The organism is Pedobacter sp. KBS0701 (assembly GCF_005938645.2).
GTDB lineage: Bacteria > Bacteroidota > Bacteroidia > Sphingobacteriales > Sphingobacteriaceae > Pedobacter.
Window position 1 is genome coordinate 642,857 of sequence record NZ_CP042171.1, and the last position, 21,117, is coordinate 663,973.

Annotated in this window: 19 protein-coding genes; 9 read left to right on the forward strand and 10 right to left on the reverse strand. The window is 37.5% G+C overall.

Translation table 11 applies throughout. The features are described 5' to 3' along the window. Positions 1 to 64: 64 nt before the first annotated feature. Positions 65 to 4,351 (forward strand): DNA-directed RNA polymerase subunit beta', encoded by a 4,287-nt coding sequence (gene rpoC, locus FFJ24_RS02470; RefSeq protein ID WP_131030857.1) that lies wholly within the window; start codon positions 65 to 67, stop codon positions 4,349 to 4,351. A gap of 128 nt (positions 4,352 to 4,479) precedes the next feature. On the opposite strand, the gene FFJ24_RS02475 is transcribed toward rpoC, so the two are convergent. Continuing rightward, a complete protein-coding gene (locus FFJ24_RS02475) occupies positions 4,480 to 4,725 on the reverse strand; it encodes a hypothetical protein (protein ID WP_138820633.1) in 246 nt (81 codons plus the stop codon). Between the two features lie 358 nt (positions 4,726 to 5,083). On the opposite strand from FFJ24_RS02475, the gene FFJ24_RS02480 reads away from it, so the two are divergent. The 3 genes from FFJ24_RS02480 to FFJ24_RS02490 all read left to right on the forward strand — a co-directional run bounded on the left by FFJ24_RS02480 (position 5,084) and on the right by FFJ24_RS02490 (position 8,000). Continuing rightward, positions 5,084 to 5,395 carry a DUF3467 domain-containing protein gene (locus FFJ24_RS02480; protein ID WP_029279713.1) on the forward strand — a complete coding sequence of 104 codons (312 nt, stop codon included), beginning with the start codon at positions 5,084 to 5,086 and terminating at the stop codon, positions 5,393 to 5,395. Between the two features lie 76 nt (positions 5,396 to 5,471). Further along, complete coding sequence (locus FFJ24_RS02485) at positions 5,472 to 6,695, forward strand: OmpP1/FadL family transporter (protein ID WP_138820634.1); 1,224 nt, start codon at positions 5,472 to 5,474, stop codon at positions 6,693 to 6,695. Between the two features lie 12 nt (positions 6,696 to 6,707). After that, a complete protein-coding gene (locus FFJ24_RS02490) occupies positions 6,708 to 8,000 on the forward strand; it encodes a G-D-S-L family lipolytic protein (RefSeq protein WP_138820635.1) in 1,293 nt (430 codons plus the stop codon). A 50-nt stretch (positions 8,001 to 8,050) separates the two neighbouring features. Here the strand turns inward: FFJ24_RS02490 and miaA are convergent, their stop codons facing one another. From miaA to FFJ24_RS02510, 4 genes are all read right to left on the reverse strand, one after another. After that, positions 8,051 to 8,959 carry a tRNA (adenosine(37)-N6)-dimethylallyltransferase MiaA gene (gene miaA, locus FFJ24_RS02495; RefSeq protein ID WP_138820636.1) on the reverse strand — a complete coding sequence of 303 codons (909 nt, stop codon included), beginning with the start codon at positions 8,957 to 8,959 and terminating at the stop codon, positions 8,051 to 8,053. A 72-nt stretch (positions 8,960 to 9,031) separates the two neighbouring features. After that, entirely contained in the window at positions 9,032 to 9,679 is a 648-nt protein-coding gene (locus tag FFJ24_RS02500; protein WP_138820637.1) for a plasmid pRiA4b ORF-3 family protein, read from the reverse strand. A gap of 99 nt (positions 9,680 to 9,778) precedes the next feature. Then, positions 9,779 to 11,185 carry a CCA tRNA nucleotidyltransferase gene (locus tag FFJ24_RS02505; RefSeq protein ID WP_138820638.1) on the reverse strand — a complete coding sequence of 469 codons (1,407 nt, stop codon included), beginning with the start codon at positions 11,183 to 11,185 and terminating at the stop codon, positions 9,779 to 9,781. Positions 11,186 to 11,287: 102 nt separating this feature from the next. Next, positions 11,288 to 11,854 (reverse strand): L-threonylcarbamoyladenylate synthase, encoded by a 567-nt coding sequence (locus FFJ24_RS02510; protein WP_138820639.1) that lies wholly within the window; start codon positions 11,852 to 11,854, stop codon positions 11,288 to 11,290. A 95-nt stretch (positions 11,855 to 11,949) separates the two neighbouring features. Here FFJ24_RS02510 and FFJ24_RS02515 point away from each other — a divergent pair, with 95 nt between their 5' ends. The 3 genes from FFJ24_RS02515 to FFJ24_RS02525 all read left to right on the forward strand — a co-directional run bounded on the left by FFJ24_RS02515 (position 11,950) and on the right by FFJ24_RS02525 (position 14,102). Then, on the forward strand, positions 11,950 to 12,711 hold the full coding sequence (locus FFJ24_RS02515) for a GLPGLI family protein (protein WP_138820640.1): 762 nt from the start codon (positions 11,950 to 11,952) through the stop codon (positions 12,709 to 12,711). A 104-nt stretch (positions 12,712 to 12,815) separates the two neighbouring features. Next, positions 12,816 to 13,367, forward strand: a complete 552-nt coding sequence (locus FFJ24_RS02520; RefSeq protein WP_138820641.1) for a DUF4136 domain-containing protein — start codon at positions 12,816 to 12,818, stop codon at positions 13,365 to 13,367. A 177-nt stretch (positions 13,368 to 13,544) separates the two neighbouring features. Continuing rightward, on the forward strand, positions 13,545 to 14,102 hold the full coding sequence (locus tag FFJ24_RS02525) for a DUF4136 domain-containing protein (RefSeq protein WP_138820642.1): 558 nt from the start codon (positions 13,545 to 13,547) through the stop codon (positions 14,100 to 14,102). A gap of 314 nt (positions 14,103 to 14,416) precedes the next feature. Here FFJ24_RS02525 and FFJ24_RS02530 read toward each other — a convergent pair whose 3' ends face one another. Then, a complete protein-coding gene (locus tag FFJ24_RS02530) occupies positions 14,417 to 15,526 on the reverse strand; it encodes a glycosyltransferase family 1 protein (protein WP_138820643.1) in 1,110 nt (369 codons plus the stop codon). 98 nt (positions 15,527 to 15,624) lie between these two features. Continuing rightward, positions 15,625 to 16,443, reverse strand: coding sequence for a 2,3,4,5-tetrahydropyridine-2,6-dicarboxylate N-succinyltransferase (locus FFJ24_RS02535; protein ID WP_207908365.1), 819 nt, complete (start codon positions 16,441 to 16,443; stop codon positions 15,625 to 15,627). Positions 16,444 to 16,648: 205 nt separating this feature from the next. Here FFJ24_RS02535 and FFJ24_RS02540 point away from each other — a divergent pair, with 205 nt between their 5' ends. After that, complete coding sequence (locus FFJ24_RS02540; protein WP_138820644.1) at positions 16,649 to 17,047, forward strand: RNA-binding S4 domain-containing protein; 399 nt, start codon at positions 16,649 to 16,651, stop codon at positions 17,045 to 17,047. Here FFJ24_RS02540 and FFJ24_RS02545 read toward each other — a convergent pair whose 3' ends face one another. Then, entirely contained in the window at positions 17,048 to 17,827 is a 780-nt protein-coding gene (locus tag FFJ24_RS02545) for an EcsC family protein (RefSeq protein ID WP_246862725.1), read from the reverse strand. It abuts the gene before it with no gap. 104 nt (positions 17,828 to 17,931) lie between these two features. Here FFJ24_RS02545 and FFJ24_RS02550 point away from each other — a divergent pair, with 104 nt between their 5' ends. Further along, the gene (locus tag FFJ24_RS02550) at positions 17,932 to 19,845 is read left to right on the forward strand and encodes a TlpA disulfide reductase family protein (RefSeq protein ID WP_138820645.1); all 1,914 of its coding nucleotides are present in this window, start codon (positions 17,932 to 17,934) and stop codon (positions 19,843 to 19,845) included. Between the two features lie 51 nt (positions 19,846 to 19,896). On the opposite strand, the gene FFJ24_RS02555 is transcribed toward FFJ24_RS02550, so the two are convergent. Then, complete coding sequence (locus tag FFJ24_RS02555; RefSeq protein WP_138820646.1) at positions 19,897 to 20,373, reverse strand: nucleoside deaminase; 477 nt, start codon at positions 20,371 to 20,373, stop codon at positions 19,897 to 19,899. Between the two features lie 103 nt (positions 20,374 to 20,476). After that, positions 20,477 to 21,076 (reverse strand): OmpH family outer membrane protein, encoded by a 600-nt coding sequence (locus FFJ24_RS02560; protein ID WP_138820647.1) that lies wholly within the window; start codon positions 21,074 to 21,076, stop codon positions 20,477 to 20,479. Between the last annotated feature and the right edge of the window lie 41 nt (positions 21,077 to 21,117).

Below are 21,117 nucleotides of genomic sequence, written 5' to 3' on the forward strand. Positions count from 1 at the left end.
TGAGGGTTTAAATGCCCAGACCTTCCACCTTTCCACCCTCCGCCTTTAACCTTATACAAGAGATATGTCTTACAAAAAGGATAATAAATTAAAAAGCAATTTCACATCAATCACGATTAGCTTATCGTCTCCGGAAATTATTCTGGAACGTTCAAGCGGTGAGGTGTTGAAACCAGAAACCATTAACTACCGTACTTACAAACCTGAGCGTGATGGTTTGTTCTGTGAGCGTATTTTTGGTCCGGTAAAAGATTACGAATGTCATTGCGGTAAATACAAACGTATCCGTTATAAAGGTATTGTTTGCGATCGTTGTGGTGTTGAAGTAACGGAGAAAAAAGTACGTCGTGAGCGTATGGGACACATTGCTTTAGTGGTTCCTGTTGCACACATCTGGTACTTCCGCTCTTTACCAAACAAAATCGGTTATTTATTAGGTTTACCTACTAAAAAATTAGATTTAATTATCTATTACGAGCGTTACGTAGTTATTCAGTCAGGTTTAATGGCTGAAGAAGGTATCAACTATATGGACTTCTTAACGGAAGAAGAATATTTAGATATCTTAGATAAATTACCTAAAGAAAACCAATACTTAGACGATAAAGATCCTAATAAATTCATCGCCAAAATGGGTGCTGAAGCATTAGAAGATTTATTAAAACGTATTGATTTAGATACTTTATCTTATGATTTACGTCACCAGGCAGCTAACGAAACTTCTCAGCAACGTAAAAATGAGGCTTTAAAACGTCTTCAGGTTGTTGAAGCTTTCCGTGGAGCTAATACGCGTATCGAGAATCGCCCTGAGTGGATGATTGTTAAAATCGTTCCGGTTATTCCACCAGAATTACGTCCGTTAGTGCCATTAGAAGGTGGTCGTTTCGCCACTTCCGATTTAAATGATTTATACCGTCGTGTAATTATCCGTAACAACCGTTTAAAACGTTTGATCGAGATTAAAGCACCAGAGGTAATTTTACGTAACGAGAAACGTATGTTGCAGGAAGCTGTAGATTCGTTATTCGATAACTCACGTAAAGTTAACGCGGTAAAAACTGAAGGTAACCGTGCTTTGAAATCACTTTCAGATATCCTGAAAGGTAAACAAGGCCGTTTCCGTCAGAATTTATTGGGTAAACGTGTGGATTATTCAGCCCGTTCGGTAATTGTTGTAGGGCCTAGCCTTAAATTACACGAATGCGGTATTCCTAAAGATATGGCTGCTGAGCTTTACAAACCGTTCATTATTCGTAAGATGATTGAGCGTGGTGTTGTAAAAACAGTTAAGTCTGCTAAGAAAATCGTTGATAGAAAAGATCCGTTAGTTTGGGATATCTTAGAAAATGTATTAAAAGGTCACCCGGTATTATTAAACCGTGCACCAACACTACACAGACTAGGTATTCAGGCTTTCCAGCCAAAATTAATTGAAGGAAAAGCAATCCAGTTACACCCATTAGTTTGTACTGCATTCAACGCCGATTTTGATGGTGACCAGATGGCTGTCCACTTACCGTTAGGTAACGCAGCAATTTTGGAAGCCCAGGTATTAATGTTGGCCGCACACAATATCTTAAACCCTGCAAACGGTACACCAATTACTGTACCTTCTCAGGATATGGTTTTGGGTCTTTATTATATTACTAAAGGCCGTAGAACAGATGAAACCAGAGTTGTAAAAGGACAGGATTCGAATTTCTATTCTCCGGAAGAAGTTATTATTGCTTATAACGAGAAAGAATTAGACTTGCACGCATTTATCAAAGTAAGGGTAAATGTTAAACAAGCCGACGGTTCTATCGTTAATAAATTAACTGAAACTACTGTAGGTAGAGTATTGTTCAACCAGATGGTTCCTGAAGAAGTTGGTTATATCAATGAACTATTAACCAAAAAATCTTTAAGAGATATTATTGGTGAAGTAGTGAAAATGACTGGTATGGCGCGTGCTTCTCAATTCTTAGATGATATCAAAGAATTAGGTTTCAAAATGGCATTCCAGGGAGGTTTATCGTTCAACTTACAAGACGTAAACATTCCGGTAGAAAAACATACTTTATTAGAACAGGCAGCAGCTGAGGTTGAAGAGGTAAGAAACAACTATAACATGGGTTTCATTACCAACAACGAGCGTTACAACCAGATTATCGATATCTGGACCCGTATCAACAACAGGTTAACTACATTCGTTATGACTCAGTTATCGTCAGATAACCAAGGTTTTAACTCGGTTTACATGATGCTTGATTCAGGTGCACGTGGATCTAAAGAGCAGATTCGTCAGCTTTGCGGAATGCGTGGTTTGATGGCGAAACCTCAGAAATCAGGTTCAGGTGGTGATATTATCGAAAACCCGATCTTATCAAACTTTAAGGAAGGTTTATCTGTATTAGAGTACTTTATCTCTACTCACGGTGCACGTAAAGGTTTGGCGGATACGGCGTTAAAAACGGCTGATGCGGGTTACTTAACCCGTCGTTTACATGATGTGGCGCAGGATATGATTGTTAACGATAACGATTGTGGTACTTTAAGAGGTATGTATACGACCGCTTTAAAAGATCAGGAAGATATCGTTGAGCCATTATACGACAGGATTTTAGGCCGTACTTCACTACATGATGTGTACAATCCATTGGATAACACTTTATTGGTAGGTGCTGGCGAAGATATTAACGAAGATGTTGCTAAATTGATCGAAGAATCTCCACTAGAGGGTATCGAGATCCGTTCAGTATTAACTTGCGAATCTAAACGTGGTGTTTGTGCATTATGTTATGGACGTAACTTAGCGTCTGGTAAACGTGTTCAGAGAGGTGAGGCAGTTGGTGTAATTGCAGCACAGTCTATCGGTGAGCCGGGTACACAGTTAACACTTCGTACTTTCCACGTGGGTGGTACTGCATCAAACATTGCTGCAGAATCTAACATCGTAGCTAAGTTTGATGGTGTAATCGAATTCGAAAATATCCGTACTGTTGATACACAAACAGAAGAAGGAACAGTTCAGGTGGTATTAGGTCGTTCAGGTGAGTTCAAAATCGTTGAACCTGGAACCGGACGTATCATTGTAACCAACAACATTCCTTACGGTGCATTCTTGTTCGTAAAAGAAGGTGATAAACTTTCTAAAGGTGATAAAATCTGTTCATGGGATCCATACAACGCGGTTATTCTGTCAGAATTTGCCGGTAAAGCACAGTTTGATGCCATTATTGAAGGTGTAACCTTCCGTGAAGAATCAGATGAGCAAACTGGTCACCGTGAAAAAGTAATTATCGATACCCGTGATAAAACGAAAAACCCTTCAGTTCAGATCGTTGATAAGAAAGGTGAATTCATTAAAGGTTATAACATTCCGGTAGGTGCCCACGTTTCAGTTGATGAAGGTGAAACAATCCAAACTGGACAGATTATCGCTAAGATTCCTCGTGCAACTGGTAAAACCCGGGATATTACAGGTGGTTTACCTCGTGTAACGGAATTATTTGAAGCACGTAACCCATCTAACCCAGCTGTAGTAACTGAGATTGATGGTGTGGTAACTTTAGGTGGCGTTAAACGTGGTAACCGTGAAATCACTATCGAATCGAAAGATGGTGAAGTTAAAAAATACCTGGTTCCATTGTCGAAACACATCCTTGTTCAGGATAACGACTTTGTAAAAGCAGGTATGCCTTTATCAGATGGTTCAATCTCTCCTGCCGATATCTTATCAATTAAAGGCCCTGCAGCGGTTCAAGAATACTTAGTAAATGGTATTCAAGAGGTTTACCGTTTACAAGGTGTGAAAATTAACGATAAGCACTTCGAGGTAATTGTTCACCAGATGATGCAGAAAGTTCACATTGAAGATCCAGGTGATACTATTTTCTTAGAAAACAATGCTGTTGACCGTTGGGATTTTGCCGATGAGAACGATGCAATGTACGACAAGAAAGTTGTTGAAGACGCAGGTGATTCTACAGATTTCAAACCAGGTCAGATTGTTTCATTACGTAGATTAAGAGACGAAAATTCTCAATTGAAACGTAAAGATTTAAAACAGATTACGGTTAGAGATGCAAGACCAGCAACTGCAAGTTCTATCTTACAAGGTATTACACGTGCATCATTAGGTACTAAATCGTTCATTTCTGCGGCTTCGTTCCAGGAAACTACGAAAGTATTAAATGAGGCAGCAATTGCAGGTAAACGCGATAATATGTTAGGCTTGAAAGAAAACGTGATCGTTGGTCACTTAATCCCTTCAGGTACTGGTGTACGTGGTTACGAAAGAATCATCGTTGGTTCTCAGGAAGAATACGATAAATTATTAGCTTCGAAACAAGAAGAAGTAGAAGCTTAATATTTTTGATATTTGTTTAAAACTCCCTCAATATTGAGGGAGTTTTTTGTTTGGAATAGATTTTGTAACTTTAGTAAAAAATAAACACATGAGTGTTACAGAAATTCAACTTTTTCAGATCCTAAAAGCTAGCTAGGCGAACGAGAAGCAGAGCAGTTGGTTTCTTTTGTAAAAGAAGAAGTAAGAACTGAATTAGATAATAAAAAAGAAATCTTGGCCACAAAGGAAGACATAGCTAATACAAAGGAAGCATTGGCTAATGCTAAAGCTGATATTATAAAATGGATGTTTATTTTTTGGATTGGCCAAATTGCAGTTACTGTTGGTTTTATATTAATGTTTATTAATAAATAGTAATCTGATTTAAAATTCATTATTAAATTATTAGAAAACTGTATCATAAAGACAATTTCTTGATTTTTGTTGCCATTGATTAAGATCATCCTTATCAATATCACATTATACCAAATCTTGTATAGTGTATTCACCATCCATTCATAGCAATAAATTCAGGCAGCGTTCATAAACTAGCTATAAGCTACCAACAGATGCTTTGCACGTAGAGTAATTGAAAAAGAGTACTCCAAATCAGTAAGTAGGGTAAAACTTGTCAAAATACCGGGAGATCCAGATTGTTAATTGAATTAACGATTCAAGTTTATAGATTTTATTTCAAACATTATATCTTAAATTCCGCCATTAAGCAGCGGATTTTTTTATTTTTGAACTATTATGGAAGAACAACAAAACGAGAACCAATTAAATATAGAGTTATCTGAAGAAATTGCTGAAGGAATTTTTTCTAACCTGGCTATTATTACCCATTCAAATACTGAATTTGTATTGGATTTTATTCGTGTAATGCCCGGAATACCAAAAGCAAAGGTAAAATCGAGGATTATTTTAACGCCAGAACACGCAAAACGTTTATTATCAGCTTTAGAAGATAATATTCAAAAATTCGAAGCCGTAAACGGCCGGATTAAAACCCAGGAAGAACCACCTTTTCCTATGGGGTTTGGTGGGCCGACTGCTCAAGCCTAAAACGCATAAAATTCTTACAAACAAATATTTGTTTGCTATGTTAGCATAATATATATTTGTGTATAACCATTTATAAATGAAAAAATTTTTATTGAGCGCATTACTTTCTGCTCCACTTTGGGTTTTGGGGCAGGGTTTCCAGGTTAATTTACAAGGTCAGAAACAAATTGGTATGGCAGGTGCAGGTTCTGCATTGGCTTTAGATGAGGCTTCTGTATTTTACAATCCCGGTGCAGTAACTTTCTTAGAGAAAAACTCAGTTTCCGCAGGTGTAAACCCACTATTATTTAAATCAGCTTTTAAACAGAGCGGTTCGAATGTTACAGAAGATGTAAAGAATAAAATTGCTCCTCCTTTCGAATTTTATGCAGTCTGGGGACCAAAATCAAATAAGTGGAAGCTAGGCCTGGGTGTTTATACTCCATTTGGTGGTTTAGTTGACTGGGGAAATGACTGGTCTGGTAAATATGCGTTAACCTCATTAAATTTAAAAGCCATCTATTTTCAGCCTACTCTAAGTATTAAAATTACGGATCGTATTGGTATAGGTGCTGGTTTTGTATATAATCATGGAGATGTAAATCTTCAAAGGGCACTACCGGTAAACTATCCCGACGGGCGCTCTGGCCATGTTACATTAGATGGTACTGGTAAAGGTTACGGATGGAATGCTGGTTTATATATTAAAACCTTAAGCAATATATCTTTTGCCCTCGTTCATAAATCGAAAGTAATCACCAAATTGGATGGTGGTACTGCAGATTTTACAGTTCCGCAATCGTTAACAGGATCTTTTCCTGCTGGCAATACATTCAATGCCGAACTGCCTTTACCAGCAACAACCAGTTTAGGTGTAGGTATCCCTTTATCGAAAAGTACAGTTTTGGCATTTGATGCAAGTTGGGTACAATGGCACATTTACAAAGAACTGGCTTTTGATTATGCAACAAATACTTCGGCCTTAGCTGATACAAAATCAGCACGAAATTATCGTGATGGTTCTTCGTTTAAATTGGGTATTAACCACCAGGCCTCAGAAAAACTTGCATTAAGGGCAGGGGTTGGTTATGCTTTTTCTCCAGTTCAGGACGGTTATGTAACACCAGAAGCACCAGATGCTGATCGTTACATCTTAAGTGCAGGTTTAGGTTATACACCAACCAGTCATTTCGAAGTGAATGCCTCTTTCTTCTTTGAAGATGTTAAATCGCGTAAACAGAAGAACATCGAAACGGGCCTGGATGGTACCTTTAAAACTTTGGTTTATGCACCAGGTATTTCGTTAACTTATAAATGGTAGGAGAGCTTACAAATGAAAAAATATATATTAAATAGTTTCGTAGCTGCTGCCATTCTTTTTACCGCAGCCTGCAAACCAGAAATAGAAACACCAGCGGGTACATCGGCAGGACAAGCGAATTTCAGCAAATACATTGCTGTGGGTAATTCATTAACTTCAGGTTATGCAGATGGAGGCTTATATTTAGAAGGCCAGAAAGTCGCATACCCGAATTTAATTGCAGTAAAGATGTCTTCAGTAGGGGGCGGAGCTTTTACTTCTCCATTTTTTACCGAAGAGCATTCCAATGGCTCAGGTTATATTTCTTTAACAGCACTGGTTAATGGTACACCAACTTTAACTCCTGTAATTGATAAGCTTGCTATAAGAGATGCAGCTAAGCATTTAGACAAATATAGCGGCGAAATTCAAAACCTAGGTATTCCGGGCATGCGTGTTGATTTGGCTTTTGCACCAGCATTTAGTGCAGCAAATCCATTTTTTGAACGTTTATTAACCGATGCCCAGGTAGGTACTACAAGTTATTTTCAATATGTTCAAACCAAAAACCATACTTTCTTTTCATTGTGGCTTGGAAATAATGACGTATTAGGTTATGCTTTAAATGGAGCGGTAACTGTGGCTACTGATCCAACTACCACTTTAACTGATAAGGTTACCTTCTCTTCTTTGTATGCTAATTTTTTAAATGCGTTAACTGCTGGTGGCCAAAAAGGTATTGTAGGTACTATTCCTGATGTAACTGCTGTTCCTTATTTTAACACGGTAACGGTGGCGGCTTTATTAAATGCCGCTAAGGCAATTAATCCAGCGGCAGCAGCTATTTATATCCAAACTGGAGTAGGTACGGTAAGGCCTGCAACTGCTGAAGATTTAATCCGTTTGCCGTTTCAATCAGAAGGCATATTTGGAAAACCAAATAGTTCTGGCATTCCTTATGGTTTGCACCCTTTAAATCCGATTGAAAATAAGTGGGTATTGGATAAGGATGAAGTGATTAAAGTGAAGGATTATGTAACTAGCTACAATAGCAGCATTAAATCTTTAGCTACAAGCAAAGGTTTAGCCATTGCAGATACTTATGCTTATTTTAATCAGGTTAAAACCGGTATTAATGTTCAGGGTGTCGGTATCAACGCTTCATTTATTACCGGTGGCGCATTCTCTTTAGATGGCATTCACTTAACGCCACGTGGAAATGCGGTAATTGCCAATGTATTTATCGATGCCATTAATGCTAAATACGGTTCTACTGTACCAAACATTGATATTACGCAATACAGAGGGGTGAAATTCCCGAATTAACCCAAAAAGATTTTATATTTTAAAAGGTTCTAACGCTGTTAGGACCTTTTTTATTTTAGCCTATCATGGATAAGATTGATTACCTTTTCTTTTTCAATAGGTTCAAACCAATTGATCTCTTCATCTCTCCTGAACCAGGTGAGCTGGCGTTTGGCAAAGCGACGTGTATTTTGTTTAATTGCCGAAACAGCATCTTCAAGAGATAACTTTCCGTCCAGGTAATCGAAAAGTTCACTGTAACCTACTGTGTTTAAGGCATTGTATTTTTTAAAGGGTATTAACGATTTTACTTCATCTACTAAACCATCGGCAATCATTTGGTCAACCCTTCTGTTAATTCTATCATAGAGAACAGCCCGATCGGTATTTAAACCAATTTTGATGATATTAAATGGCCTTTCCTTTTTTGTAGCTGAAAGCATTGAAGAAAGTTTTTGACCTGTTGATAAAAATACCTCCAGACCCCTGATCATTCTTTGTGGATTTTGTTGATCTACTTTTGCAAAATATTCTGGGTCTAATTGGGCCAGTTGATTTTGTATAACTGCTAAACCTTCTTCTTCAAACTGTTTATTCAGCCTTTCCCTGATCGATAAATCGATATCTGGCATTTCATCCAAGCCATTTAATAATGCGTTTACATATAATCCTGAACCCCCGACCATAATAGCCAGAGCGTGGTTTTTGAAAATTTGATCGAGGGTATTTAGACTTTCTATTTCAAAATCGCCTGTACTAAATAGTTGTGAAACCGAATGTGAATCGATAAAATGATGTTTTGCCGCTGCTAATTCCATAGCGTTGGGCTTTGCTGTGCCGATGGCCATTTCCTTAAAAAACTGGCGTGAATCTGCAGAAATAATTTCTGTGCCAAAATGCTGAGCCAGTTGAATAGCCAAAGCTGTTTTGCCAATTGCAGTAGGACCAACAATGGATATCAAGGTTTTTGGTTGAGGCATGGGGTTTGTATAAAATAAAGGCTGCCAAATTTAAATATTTGGCAGCCTTTTGTAGTATTATTTTGTTGCTAATTAATAGTCGTCTTTATGGCTATCATCTTCGAAGTTATCGCTATCAGAAAATTCATCTCCAAATTCGTCTTCTTCATTTTCCTCATCTTCATCTCTCTCTTCTTCATTAATGCCCATTTCGCCCATGGCTTCTAATTCGTCGGTGTCTTCAGGTACAAAATTCATTTCATTTAAGAAATCAAATTCGCTGGCAGCCGCAGCAGCACCTCTGGGGTCAACAGCTTGTGGACTATTCTGTTCCATTATTTTTGGTGCTTCGCCAGTGCTTTTAGCTAAAAATGGGTATTCGATATTTGGGTCCGCGTCAAGAATAATTTTTACCAATTCTACATGGAAATCATAAGGGCGATCGAAATTATAGATGTAGTAAAACTTTTGATGCGGATCTTCAATAAAACCACTCAGTTTAGAATTCTCCATTAAAACAACACGGTCTTTTTTACGCTCGCTAGGTAAATAAGCAATTTCATCACCTTTTAACCAATTATCAGTGCTTACGTAAAAAGAGGAAGATTTTTCGGCATTATAACCTGTAGATCTGTGAATAGCCTTATGGAGGTCTTCAAATGTTTGGTTTGATTTAATGTCGATCTCTCTCACAACATCATCAAAATCTTCGAAAGTAATTCTAAATTTATAAATAGCCATTATTGTATTTTGGAATCGTAAAAATAAAGTTAATTTATAATTACCACAAACATGATGTGCCATAAAAGACACCATATTCATATTGTTACGGCAATTAAATTATTTATTAACAGGATTTAATCCCATTTGTTTTGCCTGATTGAGCATAAAATTAAACGCTTCCTGGTAATCATTTGTGATCTCACCTTCCAATATCGCCTCACGGATGGCATTTTTAATTATGCCGACTTCTTTGCCTGCATTAAGAGCAAAAGTTTCCATAATATCGTTACCAGAAATTGGAGGTTGCCAGTTTCTGATTTTATCGCGTTCCTCTACGTCCTTTAGCTTTTGTTTTACCAGTTCAAAGTTATTTCTATATTTTGTTTTTTTGTATTCGTTTTTCGTTGTGACATCGGCATTGCAGAGTAACATTAAGCTTTCAATTTCTTCTCCGGCATCAAAAAGTAATCGCCTTACGGCAGAATCAGTAACGGTTTCCTGTGCCAGAACAATCGGGCGTAAATGAAGCTGCACCAGTTTTTGCACATACTTCATCTTTTCATTTAAAGGAAGTTTTAGTTGTGCAAAAATTTTGGGAACCATGCGGGCGCCACGGTCTTCATGACCGTGAAATGTCCAACCATGGCCTTCTTCAAAACGTTTGGTTGCTGGTTTGGCAATATCATGCAAAATAGCTGCCCAGCGTAACCATAAATCATCGGTATCTGCACAGATGTTATCCAATACCTCTAAAGTGTGGTAGAAGTTGTCTTTATGGCCTTTTCCCTTAATAATTTCCACGCCATAAAGCTGTGCCATTTGAGGAAAAATGATATGCAATAATCCGGTATTAAAAAGATGTTTAAAACCTATAGACGGTTTTTTAGATAAGATGATTTTATTCATCTCATCAGTAATCCGCTCCCTGGAAACAATGCTGATGCGCTGCTTCTGTGTTTTAATGGCATTAAGCGCTGCCGGATCGATATCGAAATTAAGTTGTGAAGCAAAGCGGATGGCCCGCATCATGCGCAATGGATCATCCGAAAAAGTAATTTCCGGATCGAGCGGGGTACGGATCAGTTTATTTTCTAAATCTTTAACCCCATCAAAAGGATCTAAAAGTTCGCCAAAATGCGCAGCATTTAAATTAATTGCCAATGCATTGATGGTAAAATCCCTGCGGAGCTGATCGTCTTCTAAAGTGCCGTCTTCAACAATGGGTTTACGCGAATCCGATCGGTATGACTCTTTTCTCGCTCCTACAAATTCGACCTCTAAATCCTGATATTTGATGTTTGCCGTACCAAAGTTCTTAAATACAGCCACTTTGGTACCTAATTTTCGGCCTACAGCTTCTGCATATTCGATTCCACTACCCACCACAACTACATCAATATCTTTTGAAGGGCGATCTAAAAATAAATCGCGAACAAATCCCCCGATGACATAAGCTTCGGTTCTGCTTTTATCGGCAATTAAGGATAAAGTTTTAAATATTGGATTTTGTAGGTGTTGTTGCATCAAGTTAGTTATTTTGTCACGCCGAGATGGAAAGCGTCTGCGAGCTATGAAACAGATCTTTCATGCCTCAGGATGACAATAAGAATTACAAAAGTAATAAAATTACTTCCGAATAAATTCAAATTGTCCACCAGGAGAAAGTTTCATAATGGTCGATGGTTTTCTACTGCTTCGATTTTCCTGCTCAAAGTCTACCACGTAATCAACTGCATCAAGAATAGCCGGATCAATATCATCAAAGAATTTTGGTGAAGGTTGTCCGCTTAGATTTGCAGAGGTTGATACGATAGGTTTTCGAAAACGTTGGATTAATGGTGTGCAAAAATCATGTTTAACAATCCTGATGCCTACACTACCATCAGCATTGATTACATTTTGGGCCAGGTTTTTGGCATCCGAAAAAATGATGGTCAGTGGGTTTTCTGCATATTCGATCAAATCGTAAGCCACGTCAGGTATTTCTGCAACATAACTTTGCAGTTTGCTGTCTACATCGAGTAAAACGATTAAGCTCTTTTCGGCCGGACGGTTTTTTATTTTAAGCACTTTATCCACGGCTTCAGGATTGGTAGCATCGCAGCCTATTCCCCAAATGGTGTCGGTAGGATAGAGGATTACCCCACCCGATTTTAATACTTCAAAAGCTTTGTTAATCTCGTCTCTTAGCATTTTGCAAAGTTAATTTATAAAGCGGAAGTTAAATAATGTTAATCTACGGTTTTTAACCTCCCAACTTCATATTTTTAAACAAACTCGAAATTAATATGAAAAAAATAATAGTTATCACAATTTTCTTTTGCCTGTCTAAAGCGGTTATTGCCCAAAAAAAGATCATTTTTCATTATAGGAATATCGAAAACTTAAACGGAAGAATTAGTGATGTAAAATTGGAGCAATACTTTTGCAACGGGAAGTCTTTAGAAATGCCAGTTGTAAATAAAAGCTTAAAGAACGATTCTTCTTATGCTGATCACGAAATGAATAGTAAAAAGATAATAGTTGGTGATCTAGAACGTATGCCATTTATCCTGAAATCAAACGATGGTACCGGGCTTATTTATGCTGAAAATATCTGGCTAAAGAGTATGTTTTTGGTTTTTGATACGCTAAATAATTTTAACTGGGAAATATCAAATGAAAAGAAAAAGATCAATAATGAAATCTGTACAAAGGCTGAAACCGATTTTAGAGGTCGCAGATATATTGCCTGGTTTAAAAAAGACAATTTAACTAAAGTTGGTCCTTGGAAATTTGGGGGCTTGCCTGGAATTATATTTCAAGTATCCGATAATGAAAATATTTACAGTTATACCTTAGAAAATATTGAATATGTAGATCAATTTCCAGCAGAATTAAAAGTACCCAATGCTTACGCTAACGATGAAAAAATTAGTCACAGCATATTTATTTCGAAATGGAAAGCTAATAAAAGGGATTTGGAAAAAGATAATAATGTTCTTACTTATACATTAACAGGTTCAACAAATATTAAGAATATAGTTGCCCCGATAAAAGAGCTATATTGATTTCTACGATTGTAACTTATTATTTATCATTTATTTACTGCAGCCAATATGTTTTAATCCAATAAACCTGTATTTTAGTGATAGGTTATTAAATAAAACATAAAATGAAACACACACTTAAATGGGGTATGCTGTTTACTATTGTAATGGCATTTACCAGTTGTATTGCCGTGCTTACGGCATCAGATTACGACAAAAAGATCGATTTTTCTAAGTTAAAATCCTTTGCTTACTTCGAAAGAGGAATTGAACATTTAGAATTAAACAACCTGGACAAGCCCAGGATGTTAGATGCCCTTGAAACTGCCCTGGCTAAAAAGGGCTTTACTAAAGCTGGCCAACCAGATTTTTTGGTTAATGTAGTGATTTTGAGCAGCATTAATGCGAGGGCAGATTGGGGTTATAGTGGAGGCGGTTATCAATGGGATGCAGTTTCATCTTCGTACCAATGGAGAGATTCGCAATTCGGACCGCTCAACAGCAGCAAACAATATCAAACGGGTACCATTATCATTGATTTTTTGAATCCCGAAACCAAAGCAATTATGTGGCACGGAGTAGGATCGGGCTTTAATTTTGATGATTATGAAAACAGGGAGGAAAGAATAAAACTGGCAGTAAAACAGATCTTATCGGAATACCCGCCAATTTATTGATTTATCCATTTAATCCAATTGTAAAATATTTAGTCTGAGTGATATAACGTCAAAACATAATCGAATAGAAATCGTTTTACAGATAACAATCTGATTGTAAAAAATGTTAAATGATTTGCCATTTGGTTTACAATATCGTTATATTTATGTCAGGTTATTTATACAACAGCGCACAAAATGAGAACAGCACAAAAATTATTAATGCTTTTTACAGTTGTATTGGCATTAGCAGGATGTACAACACTCCGCACCGCATCAGATTATGATAAAAATGTTGATTTAAGCGGTTACAAAACTTACAATTTTTACGATAAGGGCATTGCAAGGGTTAAGCTTAACAATTTGGACAAGCGCAGATTAATGGCTGCGGTTGAATCTGAAATGAATGCAAAAGGATTTACAAAATCAGATCGTCCGGATTTATTGGTTAATTTGGTGGTGGTTGCCCGGGAAAAAACTGACGTGTATGGCCCAGGTTATTATGGTGGCTGGGGTTGGGGCTGGCGTGGAGGCTGGGGAAATCCTTTCTGGGGCGGAGGCGGAACCTATGTGAATCAATATATTGATGGTACCATTATCATCGATTTCCTGGATCCGGCTAAAAAGATTTTATTCTGGCACGGACAGGGATCAGGTTTTAACCTCGATAACTTTAATAAAAGAGAACAACGTTTATACACCGGTGTAAAAGAAATATTGGCGCAATACCCACCAACAGTTACTGCGGCTAAATAAGGTGTAAATGTTAAATTAAGCTAACAAGAGGGCTGTTGAATTTTTAAATAAGTTCCGGCCCTTTTTCTTTTGTTGCTTTTTAGCTTGTATTTTTTAATTACTACTACAGGCTGTCCAAATTTAAACATGACATTCGCGGAAAGCCCGGAATCAGATCCTTCATCGGATGAGGACTTGCAGCATTGGCAGGACTAACATTTAACAGCAGCACTAACCTTGCTTTTCAAATATTAAAACTAAATTTCTGAAAATCGATCTAAATAAGTTACACATTCATTATGCGTTAAGCTATTATGAACGTAATTTAAGGATTATTAAAGAGATAAGTAGCAATTCATTAATTGCTGCGTAACCAAATTGCTGTTGAATTTTTGAACAAATTCCAATCCTTTTTCCTTCATCTTTTTTTGCAGCTGAGGACTTTCCAGAATTTGGTTAATTGCTTTTGCGAGTCCTTCGGCATCGTTTGGCGAAACGTATAAGCTATATGGTCCGCCAGCTTCTTCCAGGCATGAACCTGTTGCCGCAACCACCGGAACACCTGAATATAAAGCCTCTATAATGGGGATGCCAAAACCTTCGTAAAATGAAGGATAAACGAAAACACTGGCCATCTGGTAAATGCCGGGCAGATCGGCAAATGGAATATTTTTTAGAAATACGATCCTGTTCTTTAATCCAAGCTTTTCGATTTCTTTTTCTACGGTTTTAAAATAAGCCGTTTGTTTGCCTATTACTACGAGTTTATATTCCTCACTAACCTCTTTTAAAGCCTGTACAGCCAATTTGAGGTTTTTGCGCTCCTCGATGGTGCCAACGTTCAGGATGTATTTTGCAGGGAGTTTATAGGTTGCCTTGATACGGCTTAAGGTTGCTGTGGTAAAAGCTGTTTTAAAACTATCATCACAGCTTTGGTAAATCACTTCAATTTTTTCAGGACTGATCCCGTATAAATCAATAATGTCTTCTTTTGTTTTTTCGCTGATGGCGATAATTTTATTGGCACGTTTACAGGCCGATTTGCTTTTCCATCCGTATAATTCCCGGTCAATAAATTTATAGTATTGAGGAAAACGCAGAAAAATCAGATCGTGTATGGTAACAATCGATTTAATCCTGGTATGCTGTATGGCTAATGGGATTTCGTGACTCAGGCCATGAAAAATCTGGCAGCCGTCCTGATTTAAATCTTTTAGGATATTTAAGGTTCTCCATAAAAAAGAGCCGTTTTTAGGGAGTTTAAGTTTGATGTTATCTTTTTCAAAAAATGAACCAATCTGTTTGGCCGCTTTTACTTTTGGAGTATAAACGAGATACTCGTGTTCAGGATACTGGTCTGCTATATGTTCAATTAAAGACCGGCTGTAATTGCCCAATCCGGTTAAATTGTTGGCCGCACGTTTGCCATCGTATCCTATACGCATACTTCCCCCCATCCCCCTAAAGGGGGAGTAGTATGCGTAAATGTTTTATTCGAGCTAAGCATTTTTGGTCTGCTAAAAGCCCCTTTAGGGGTTTGGGGTTATACTGCTACATTATTTTCTCTCAACGCATCGTTAAGCGAAGTTTTCTTATCTGTACTTTCTTTACGTTTTCCGATAATTAAAGCGCAAGGCACCTGAAATTCGCCGGCCGGGAATTTCTTAGTGTAACTACCAGGAATTACTACTGAACGTGCAGGAACAACACCCTTATATTCTACCGGAGTTGGGCCGGTTACATCGATAATTTTAGTCGATGCCGTTAATACCACATTGGCACCGAGTACCGCTTCTCTTTCTACTTTAACACCTTCTACAACAATTGCTCTTGAACCTAAAAAGGCATCATCTTCGATAATTACCGGAGCAGCTTGTACCGGCTCTAAAACACCACCAATACCCACACCACCACTTAAGTGAACGCGTTTACCAATCTGTGCGCATGAACCTACAGTAGCCCAGGTATCAACCATGGTACCTTCATCAACATAAGCACCAATGTTTACATAAGATGGCATCATGATTACACCTTTTGCTAAAAACGAACCGTAACGTGCGCTTGCCATAGGCACAACACGTACACCAGTTGCTTTATAATCAGTTTTTAATTCCATTTTATCATGGTAAACAAACGGACCGCTTTTAATTTCCTTCATCTCACGGATCGGGAAATATAAAATTACCGCCTTTTTTACCCATTCATTAATGCCCCAGGAGTTTAAAACTGGTTCAGCAACACGGATTTCGCCTTTATCTAAACCCTGAATTACGGTTTCGATGGCTTCGCAGTAGTTGCTATATTGTAAAAGGGTTCTGTCTTCCCAAGCGGCTTCAATTAATTTCTTTAAATCTGAATACATGATGTTTTTAAATTTTACGCAAAATAAATCAATTTTTGTTTATTAAAGGGTTAATTGTTTAAATTGTTTTGTAGTTAGGTGAGTGCAAAAGATTGTTGAATTGTTCGATTGTTCAGATTGCCAGCCTTAACGGGTTTAAAATGATTAGAATGATTTAACAATTAAGCAATAAAACAATTTAACAATTATTTACTTTTGAACCTTTATGACGGAGACAGAAAAACTTAGGATAGATAAATATTTATGGGCCATCAGGTTGTTTAAAACCCGGAGCCTTGCTACTGATGCCTGTAAAGCTGGAAGGGTGAAGTTGAAAGGGCAGAATATTAAACCTTCGGCCATCGTAAAAGTTGGTGATGTTTATCAGGTATCGAAAGGAATCGAGAAGAAAATCATTGAGGTAGTCGAGCTTTCATACAACAGAACTGATTCGCCAACGGCCTTAACTAAATATAAAGATCTAACGCCTGTTGAAGAAACCCATGCTTTTAAATCAATGTTTCATGCACCAAGCTTAAAACGCGATAGGGGTACAGGACGCCCAACTAAGAAAGACAGACGTGAAACGGATGACCTGATAGGCGGGATGTTCGAAGAAGAGTAGTTAGTTCTCAGTTTTCAATTTACGGTTTTCAGTTTCTTGCGAACTGATAACTGCGTACTGTAAACTGAAATACCTCATTCTATAACTCATCATGGCAGTTTTACCCAATTTTTCGATCAGTTTATAGTTGGCAACAGCTCCTACCGCTGCACCAACAAAAGGTAACATTTGGGCAAGTTTTGCCAAATCGATGTAATCGCGGTATTGTTGTTGGAAAGTGAGCCAGTCAAATTCATCGATATTGGTGGGTAACTGATGGGCTTTATCATCCCAATCCTGCATTTTAAAAAACACATTCTGACTTTCTTCCTTGCTCGAAAAGGCCAGTTGAAAAATGTGTAAAATGTATAAACGCTCGCGGTAATCTTTCACATCATAGCCGTAAACCGCGGCAATATCAAAAAGCATCTTCATTTTTATGCCCAGCAGTAAAGGGAAATCTGCCAGGCTCATTAAAAAACCGCCAGCACCCGTAATTCCACCTTCTGCAGCACCCGTTTTTTTGTAGCTATCAATTTTTTGCTTCGCCGATGCTTCGCGGTGCATTAATGTTAAATCTGTGATGGGCCTCGCAGTGGTAAATGTAGAGCCAAAAAGAGCGGCCTTAACCATTTGTTTAATTGCTGTCGTAATGGCATTATGGACCTTGTCGGGAATATAGCTATTTATTTTTTTCTGCACTTTATCCGTCACCTTACTCAAAAGTGAAGGTTTTTGTAAGATTTTAAATTTCCAGAAATCCAGTTCACTATTTATCTTATGTTCGTAGGTCATGTTCATTATCCTACAATAATTATTCCTTAAATTTTAACACAAATTAACTATGAAAAAAGATAAATAAACTATATATTTAGTTTACCTAATTAAAACTTAATTCTTTCATTATGAAAACCTTAAAATTGTTCTGTTTACTGCTGTTGGCTGCGGGAGCTGCTAATGCTCAAGGGGTAAAGTTTTCTGCTGACCAACCTGCGGCAGGAAGTACCGTTAAATTTACCTACGATCCAAAAGGAACCAATCTGGAAAACCTGACCGATGTAAAATGTACCAGTTATACTTTTTTTTCGAAATCCAATCCAAAAAACACCAAAATTGAACTGGTAAAAGAAGGGGCGATTTATAAAGGAGAAATTTCAACCCCGGATAGCGTTACCTTGGTTGGACTTGCTTTTTCGGTTGGCGATCAGAAAGATGAAACGCCTGCTGGTTATGTTATTGAATTTACCAAAGGTGGAAAAGTACCTGCTGAAGCTTATCTTAATGAAGCCTTTTTATACGGATTGGCCGGAAATTATTATCTTGGGCTTACCATCGATCCAGAAAAAGCAGTTACTTTATATAATCAGGCATTCGCCTTAAAACCAGCGCTGAAAAAGAAAAACCTGCAACAATATCTTTCGCTTGAGTATAAAGCAGATAAAGATAAGGGAACAAAGCTCATCAACGAGAATATTTTGGCCTTATCTAAATTAAAAGAACCTAAAGAAGAAGATTTAAGCACTGTTATTGGACTGTATTCATTGTTAAAGAAAAAAGCTCAGGCAGACTCGGTAAAAATAATTCTTTTGAAAAAATATCCGACAGGAAATTATGCCTGGGGAGACGATATGAATGCGCTATACGGTACAAAAGATTTTGAAACACAGGAGAAAAAAGCAGCAGGCATGATTGCCAAATTCAAATTCGATGCTAGCAAAAAAGCAGATGCCGATAAGTTAAATTCAATTTATGGCATTTTGGCAAACGCAAGTATACAGGCAAAAAATGCCGATAAATTTGAACTTTATGCTGGTAAAGTAACTAATAAACAAACCAAGGCTAATTTGTATAATTCTTTTGCCTGGCCGTTGGCTGAGAAAAAAGAAAACCTGGAACTAGCAACACAACTCTCTAAAAAATCGCTCGATTTAATAGAAGAGGCTAAAAATAGTGAAGTACCAGTTTATTTTTCTTCAAAAGATGAGTACATAAAATCGCTTGATCGGGCTTATGCCATGTATGCCGATACTTATGCACTATTACTGCATCATCAGGGTAATAACAAGGAAGCATTGGCTTATCAGGAAAAAGCTAAGGCTTATAATGATGCTAGTGGAAACGAACGGTACATCATGTATTTAAATTTAACGGGTAATAAAGATAAAGCCTATGCTGAAGCCGAAAAGATCATAAAAGAAGGGAAAGCTACTGACTCTTTGAAAACAATTTTCAAAACGCTTTACACTTCACTAAAGAAAGAAGGAACTTACGAAACCTATATTGCCAACTTAGAAAAAGCAGCACTGGAAAAAGAAAGAGCGGAGTGGACCAAAAAAATGATCAGTATCCCTGCGCCTGCGTTTTCTTTAACCAATCTTAAAGGGGAAAAGGTAAGCTTAGCCAGTTTAAAAGGGAAGATTGTAATTTTAGATTATTGGGCAACCTGGTGCGGCCCTTGTGTAGCTTCTTTTCCGGGGATGCAAAAAGCCATGGTGAAATATTCAGGTAATCCCAATGTAGTATTCTTGTTTGTAAACACCTGGCAAAATGAAGAAAACAGGGAAAAAGTGGTTACCGATTTTATTGCCGAAAAGAAATATAATTTTAACGTGCTTTATGATACTAAAAACGCAAAAGACCCCTCAAAATTTGATGTGGTAAGTGCCTATAGGGTTGATGGAATCCCTACCAAATTTGTGATAGATGGTGATGGTAATATCAGGTTTAAAGCCGTTGGTTTCTCAGGCTCTGATGATGGTGTGGTGAAAGAAATAGATGCCATGGTCGGATTACTGGCTTCTAAAGAATCGGGTAAATAAACGCCTCAATTTAACAACAAAAGGTGCTGAATTATCGGCACCTTTTTTCGTTTAATAATCTACCCGCATTGCAGAAGTTTCCCATAGCTTAAAAGCCGACAAAGCTTCATCCCGCATCAGTTGGATTACCGGAAGGCTTCTTTTTTCCATCGGTTTATCTAATTCTTCATAAATAAACTTATCACTAAAACCAATGTTTTCGGCATCTGCCTTGGTATTTGCATAATAAATGGTATCAATTTTTGCCCAATAAATAGCACCCAAACACATAGGGCAAGGTTCGCAACTGGTATAAATTACACAGCCACTTAAATCGAATGTATTCAATTCGGTACAAGCTAACCGAATGGCCGAAACCTCGGCATGTGCCGTAGGATCGTTGGTTGAAGTTACCTTATTGGCCGATTTAGCAATCAACTTGCCATCTTTCACCACCACAGCGCCAAAAGGCCCGCCAATACTTTCGCTTACATTCTGTACAGATAGGTCTATTGCCATCTGCATATATTCCTGATGTTGATTCTCCATTTTATATCCTGATTAGTTCCACTGTCGTTAAAATTCTAAAATAACAGCACAAAAAAAATGCCCCGATTTATGCGGGGCATTCTGGTTTAAATATCTTTTTAACTTATTTTTTGCTGTATTCTGCGTTTAAGCCTTTAATTACTTCCGAAGTAACATCTAAACTTTCATCAGCAAATAAAATAGCGCTGTTACCTTTTGAATAAGTTAAAACCATTTTATAACCCTTTCCTTTAGCGTAACCTTTTAAATATTCTGCAACTTTATCATACAATTTTTCGTTTTCAGCAGCTTGCTCATTCTGTAAAGCACCACCGGCATTTTGTTGATAAGTTTGCAATTCCTGTTGCTTACGTGCTAAACGCTCTTCAGTGCTTTTACGTTGATCAGCAGATAAAGTTTGTGCCGATTGTTGGTATTGTGCTACCTCTCTTTGGAAAGCCTGACCTTTAGCCTGCATGTCTGCCTGTGCATTTTTGCTCTTGCCTTCAAATTTCACTTTAAGATCTTTGAAGTATTCATATTTTGTAAGTAACGAGTCGGAGTTTACATACACAATTTTCTCAGTTGGAGAAACCGCTGCAGTAGTACCCTCTGTTTTTTTAGTTTCAGTAGTTTTAGTGTCTTTGTTCTGGCATGCAGAGAAAGCAGTTATCAAAGTTGCTGTTGCAAGTAAACCAAAGGTTTTAAAGGTTCTTCTTTCCATTCTTGTTTAATAAATTTTAGCAAACTTATATAAATTAGTTT

What these genes read in the sequence shown, in the direction of transcription:
- rpoC (WP_131030857.1), top strand. Translation starts at nt 65, where the DNA reads ATGTCTTACAAAAAGGATAATAAATTAAAAAGCAATTTCACATCAATC.
- FFJ24_RS02475 (WP_138820633.1), bottom strand. Translation starts at nt 4,725, where the DNA reads ATGAATTTTAAATCAGATTACTATTTATTAATAAACATTAATATAAAA.
- FFJ24_RS02480 (WP_029279713.1), top strand. Translation starts at nt 5,084, where the DNA reads ATGGAAGAACAACAAAACGAGAACCAATTAAATATAGAGTTATCTGAA.
- FFJ24_RS02485 (WP_138820634.1), top strand. Translation starts at nt 5,472, where the DNA reads ATGAAAAAATTTTTATTGAGCGCATTACTTTCTGCTCCACTTTGGGTT.
- FFJ24_RS02490 (WP_138820635.1), top strand. Translation starts at nt 6,708, where the DNA reads ATGAAAAAATATATATTAAATAGTTTCGTAGCTGCTGCCATTCTTTTT.
- miaA (WP_138820636.1), bottom strand. Translation starts at nt 8,959, where the DNA reads ATGCCTCAACCAAAAACCTTGATATCCATTGTTGGTCCTACTGCAATT.
- FFJ24_RS02500 (WP_138820637.1), bottom strand. Translation starts at nt 9,679, where the DNA reads ATGGCTATTTATAAATTTAGAATTACTTTCGAAGATTTTGATGATGTT.
- FFJ24_RS02505 (WP_138820638.1), bottom strand. Translation starts at nt 11,185, where the DNA reads ATGCAACAACACCTACAAAATCCAATATTTAAAACTTTATCCTTAATT.
- FFJ24_RS02510 (WP_138820639.1), bottom strand. Translation starts at nt 11,854, where the DNA reads ATGCTAAGAGACGAGATTAACAAAGCTTTTGAAGTATTAAAATCGGGT.
- FFJ24_RS02515 (WP_138820640.1), top strand. Translation starts at nt 11,950, where the DNA reads ATGAAAAAAATAATAGTTATCACAATTTTCTTTTGCCTGTCTAAAGCG.
- FFJ24_RS02520 (WP_138820641.1), top strand. Translation starts at nt 12,816, where the DNA reads ATGAAACACACACTTAAATGGGGTATGCTGTTTACTATTGTAATGGCA.
- FFJ24_RS02525 (WP_138820642.1), top strand. Translation starts at nt 13,545, where the DNA reads ATGAGAACAGCACAAAAATTATTAATGCTTTTTACAGTTGTATTGGCA.
- FFJ24_RS02530 (WP_138820643.1), bottom strand. Translation starts at nt 15,526, where the DNA reads ATGCGTATAGGATACGATGGCAAACGTGCGGCCAACAATTTAACCGGA.
- FFJ24_RS02535 (WP_207908365.1), bottom strand. Translation starts at nt 16,443, where the DNA reads ATGTATTCAGATTTAAAGAAATTAATTGAAGCCGCTTGGGAAGACAGA.
- FFJ24_RS02540 (WP_138820644.1), top strand. Translation starts at nt 16,649, where the DNA reads ATGACGGAGACAGAAAAACTTAGGATAGATAAATATTTATGGGCCATC.
- FFJ24_RS02545 (WP_246862725.1), bottom strand. Translation starts at nt 17,827, where the DNA reads ATGAACATGACCTACGAACATAAGATAAATAGTGAACTGGATTTCTGG.
- FFJ24_RS02550 (WP_138820645.1), top strand. Translation starts at nt 17,932, where the DNA reads ATGAAAACCTTAAAATTGTTCTGTTTACTGCTGTTGGCTGCGGGAGCT.
- FFJ24_RS02555 (WP_138820646.1), bottom strand. Translation starts at nt 20,373, where the DNA reads ATGGAGAATCAACATCAGGAATATATGCAGATGGCAATAGACCTATCT.
- FFJ24_RS02560 (WP_138820647.1), bottom strand. Translation starts at nt 21,076, where the DNA reads ATGGAAAGAAGAACCTTTAAAACCTTTGGTTTACTTGCAACAGCAACT.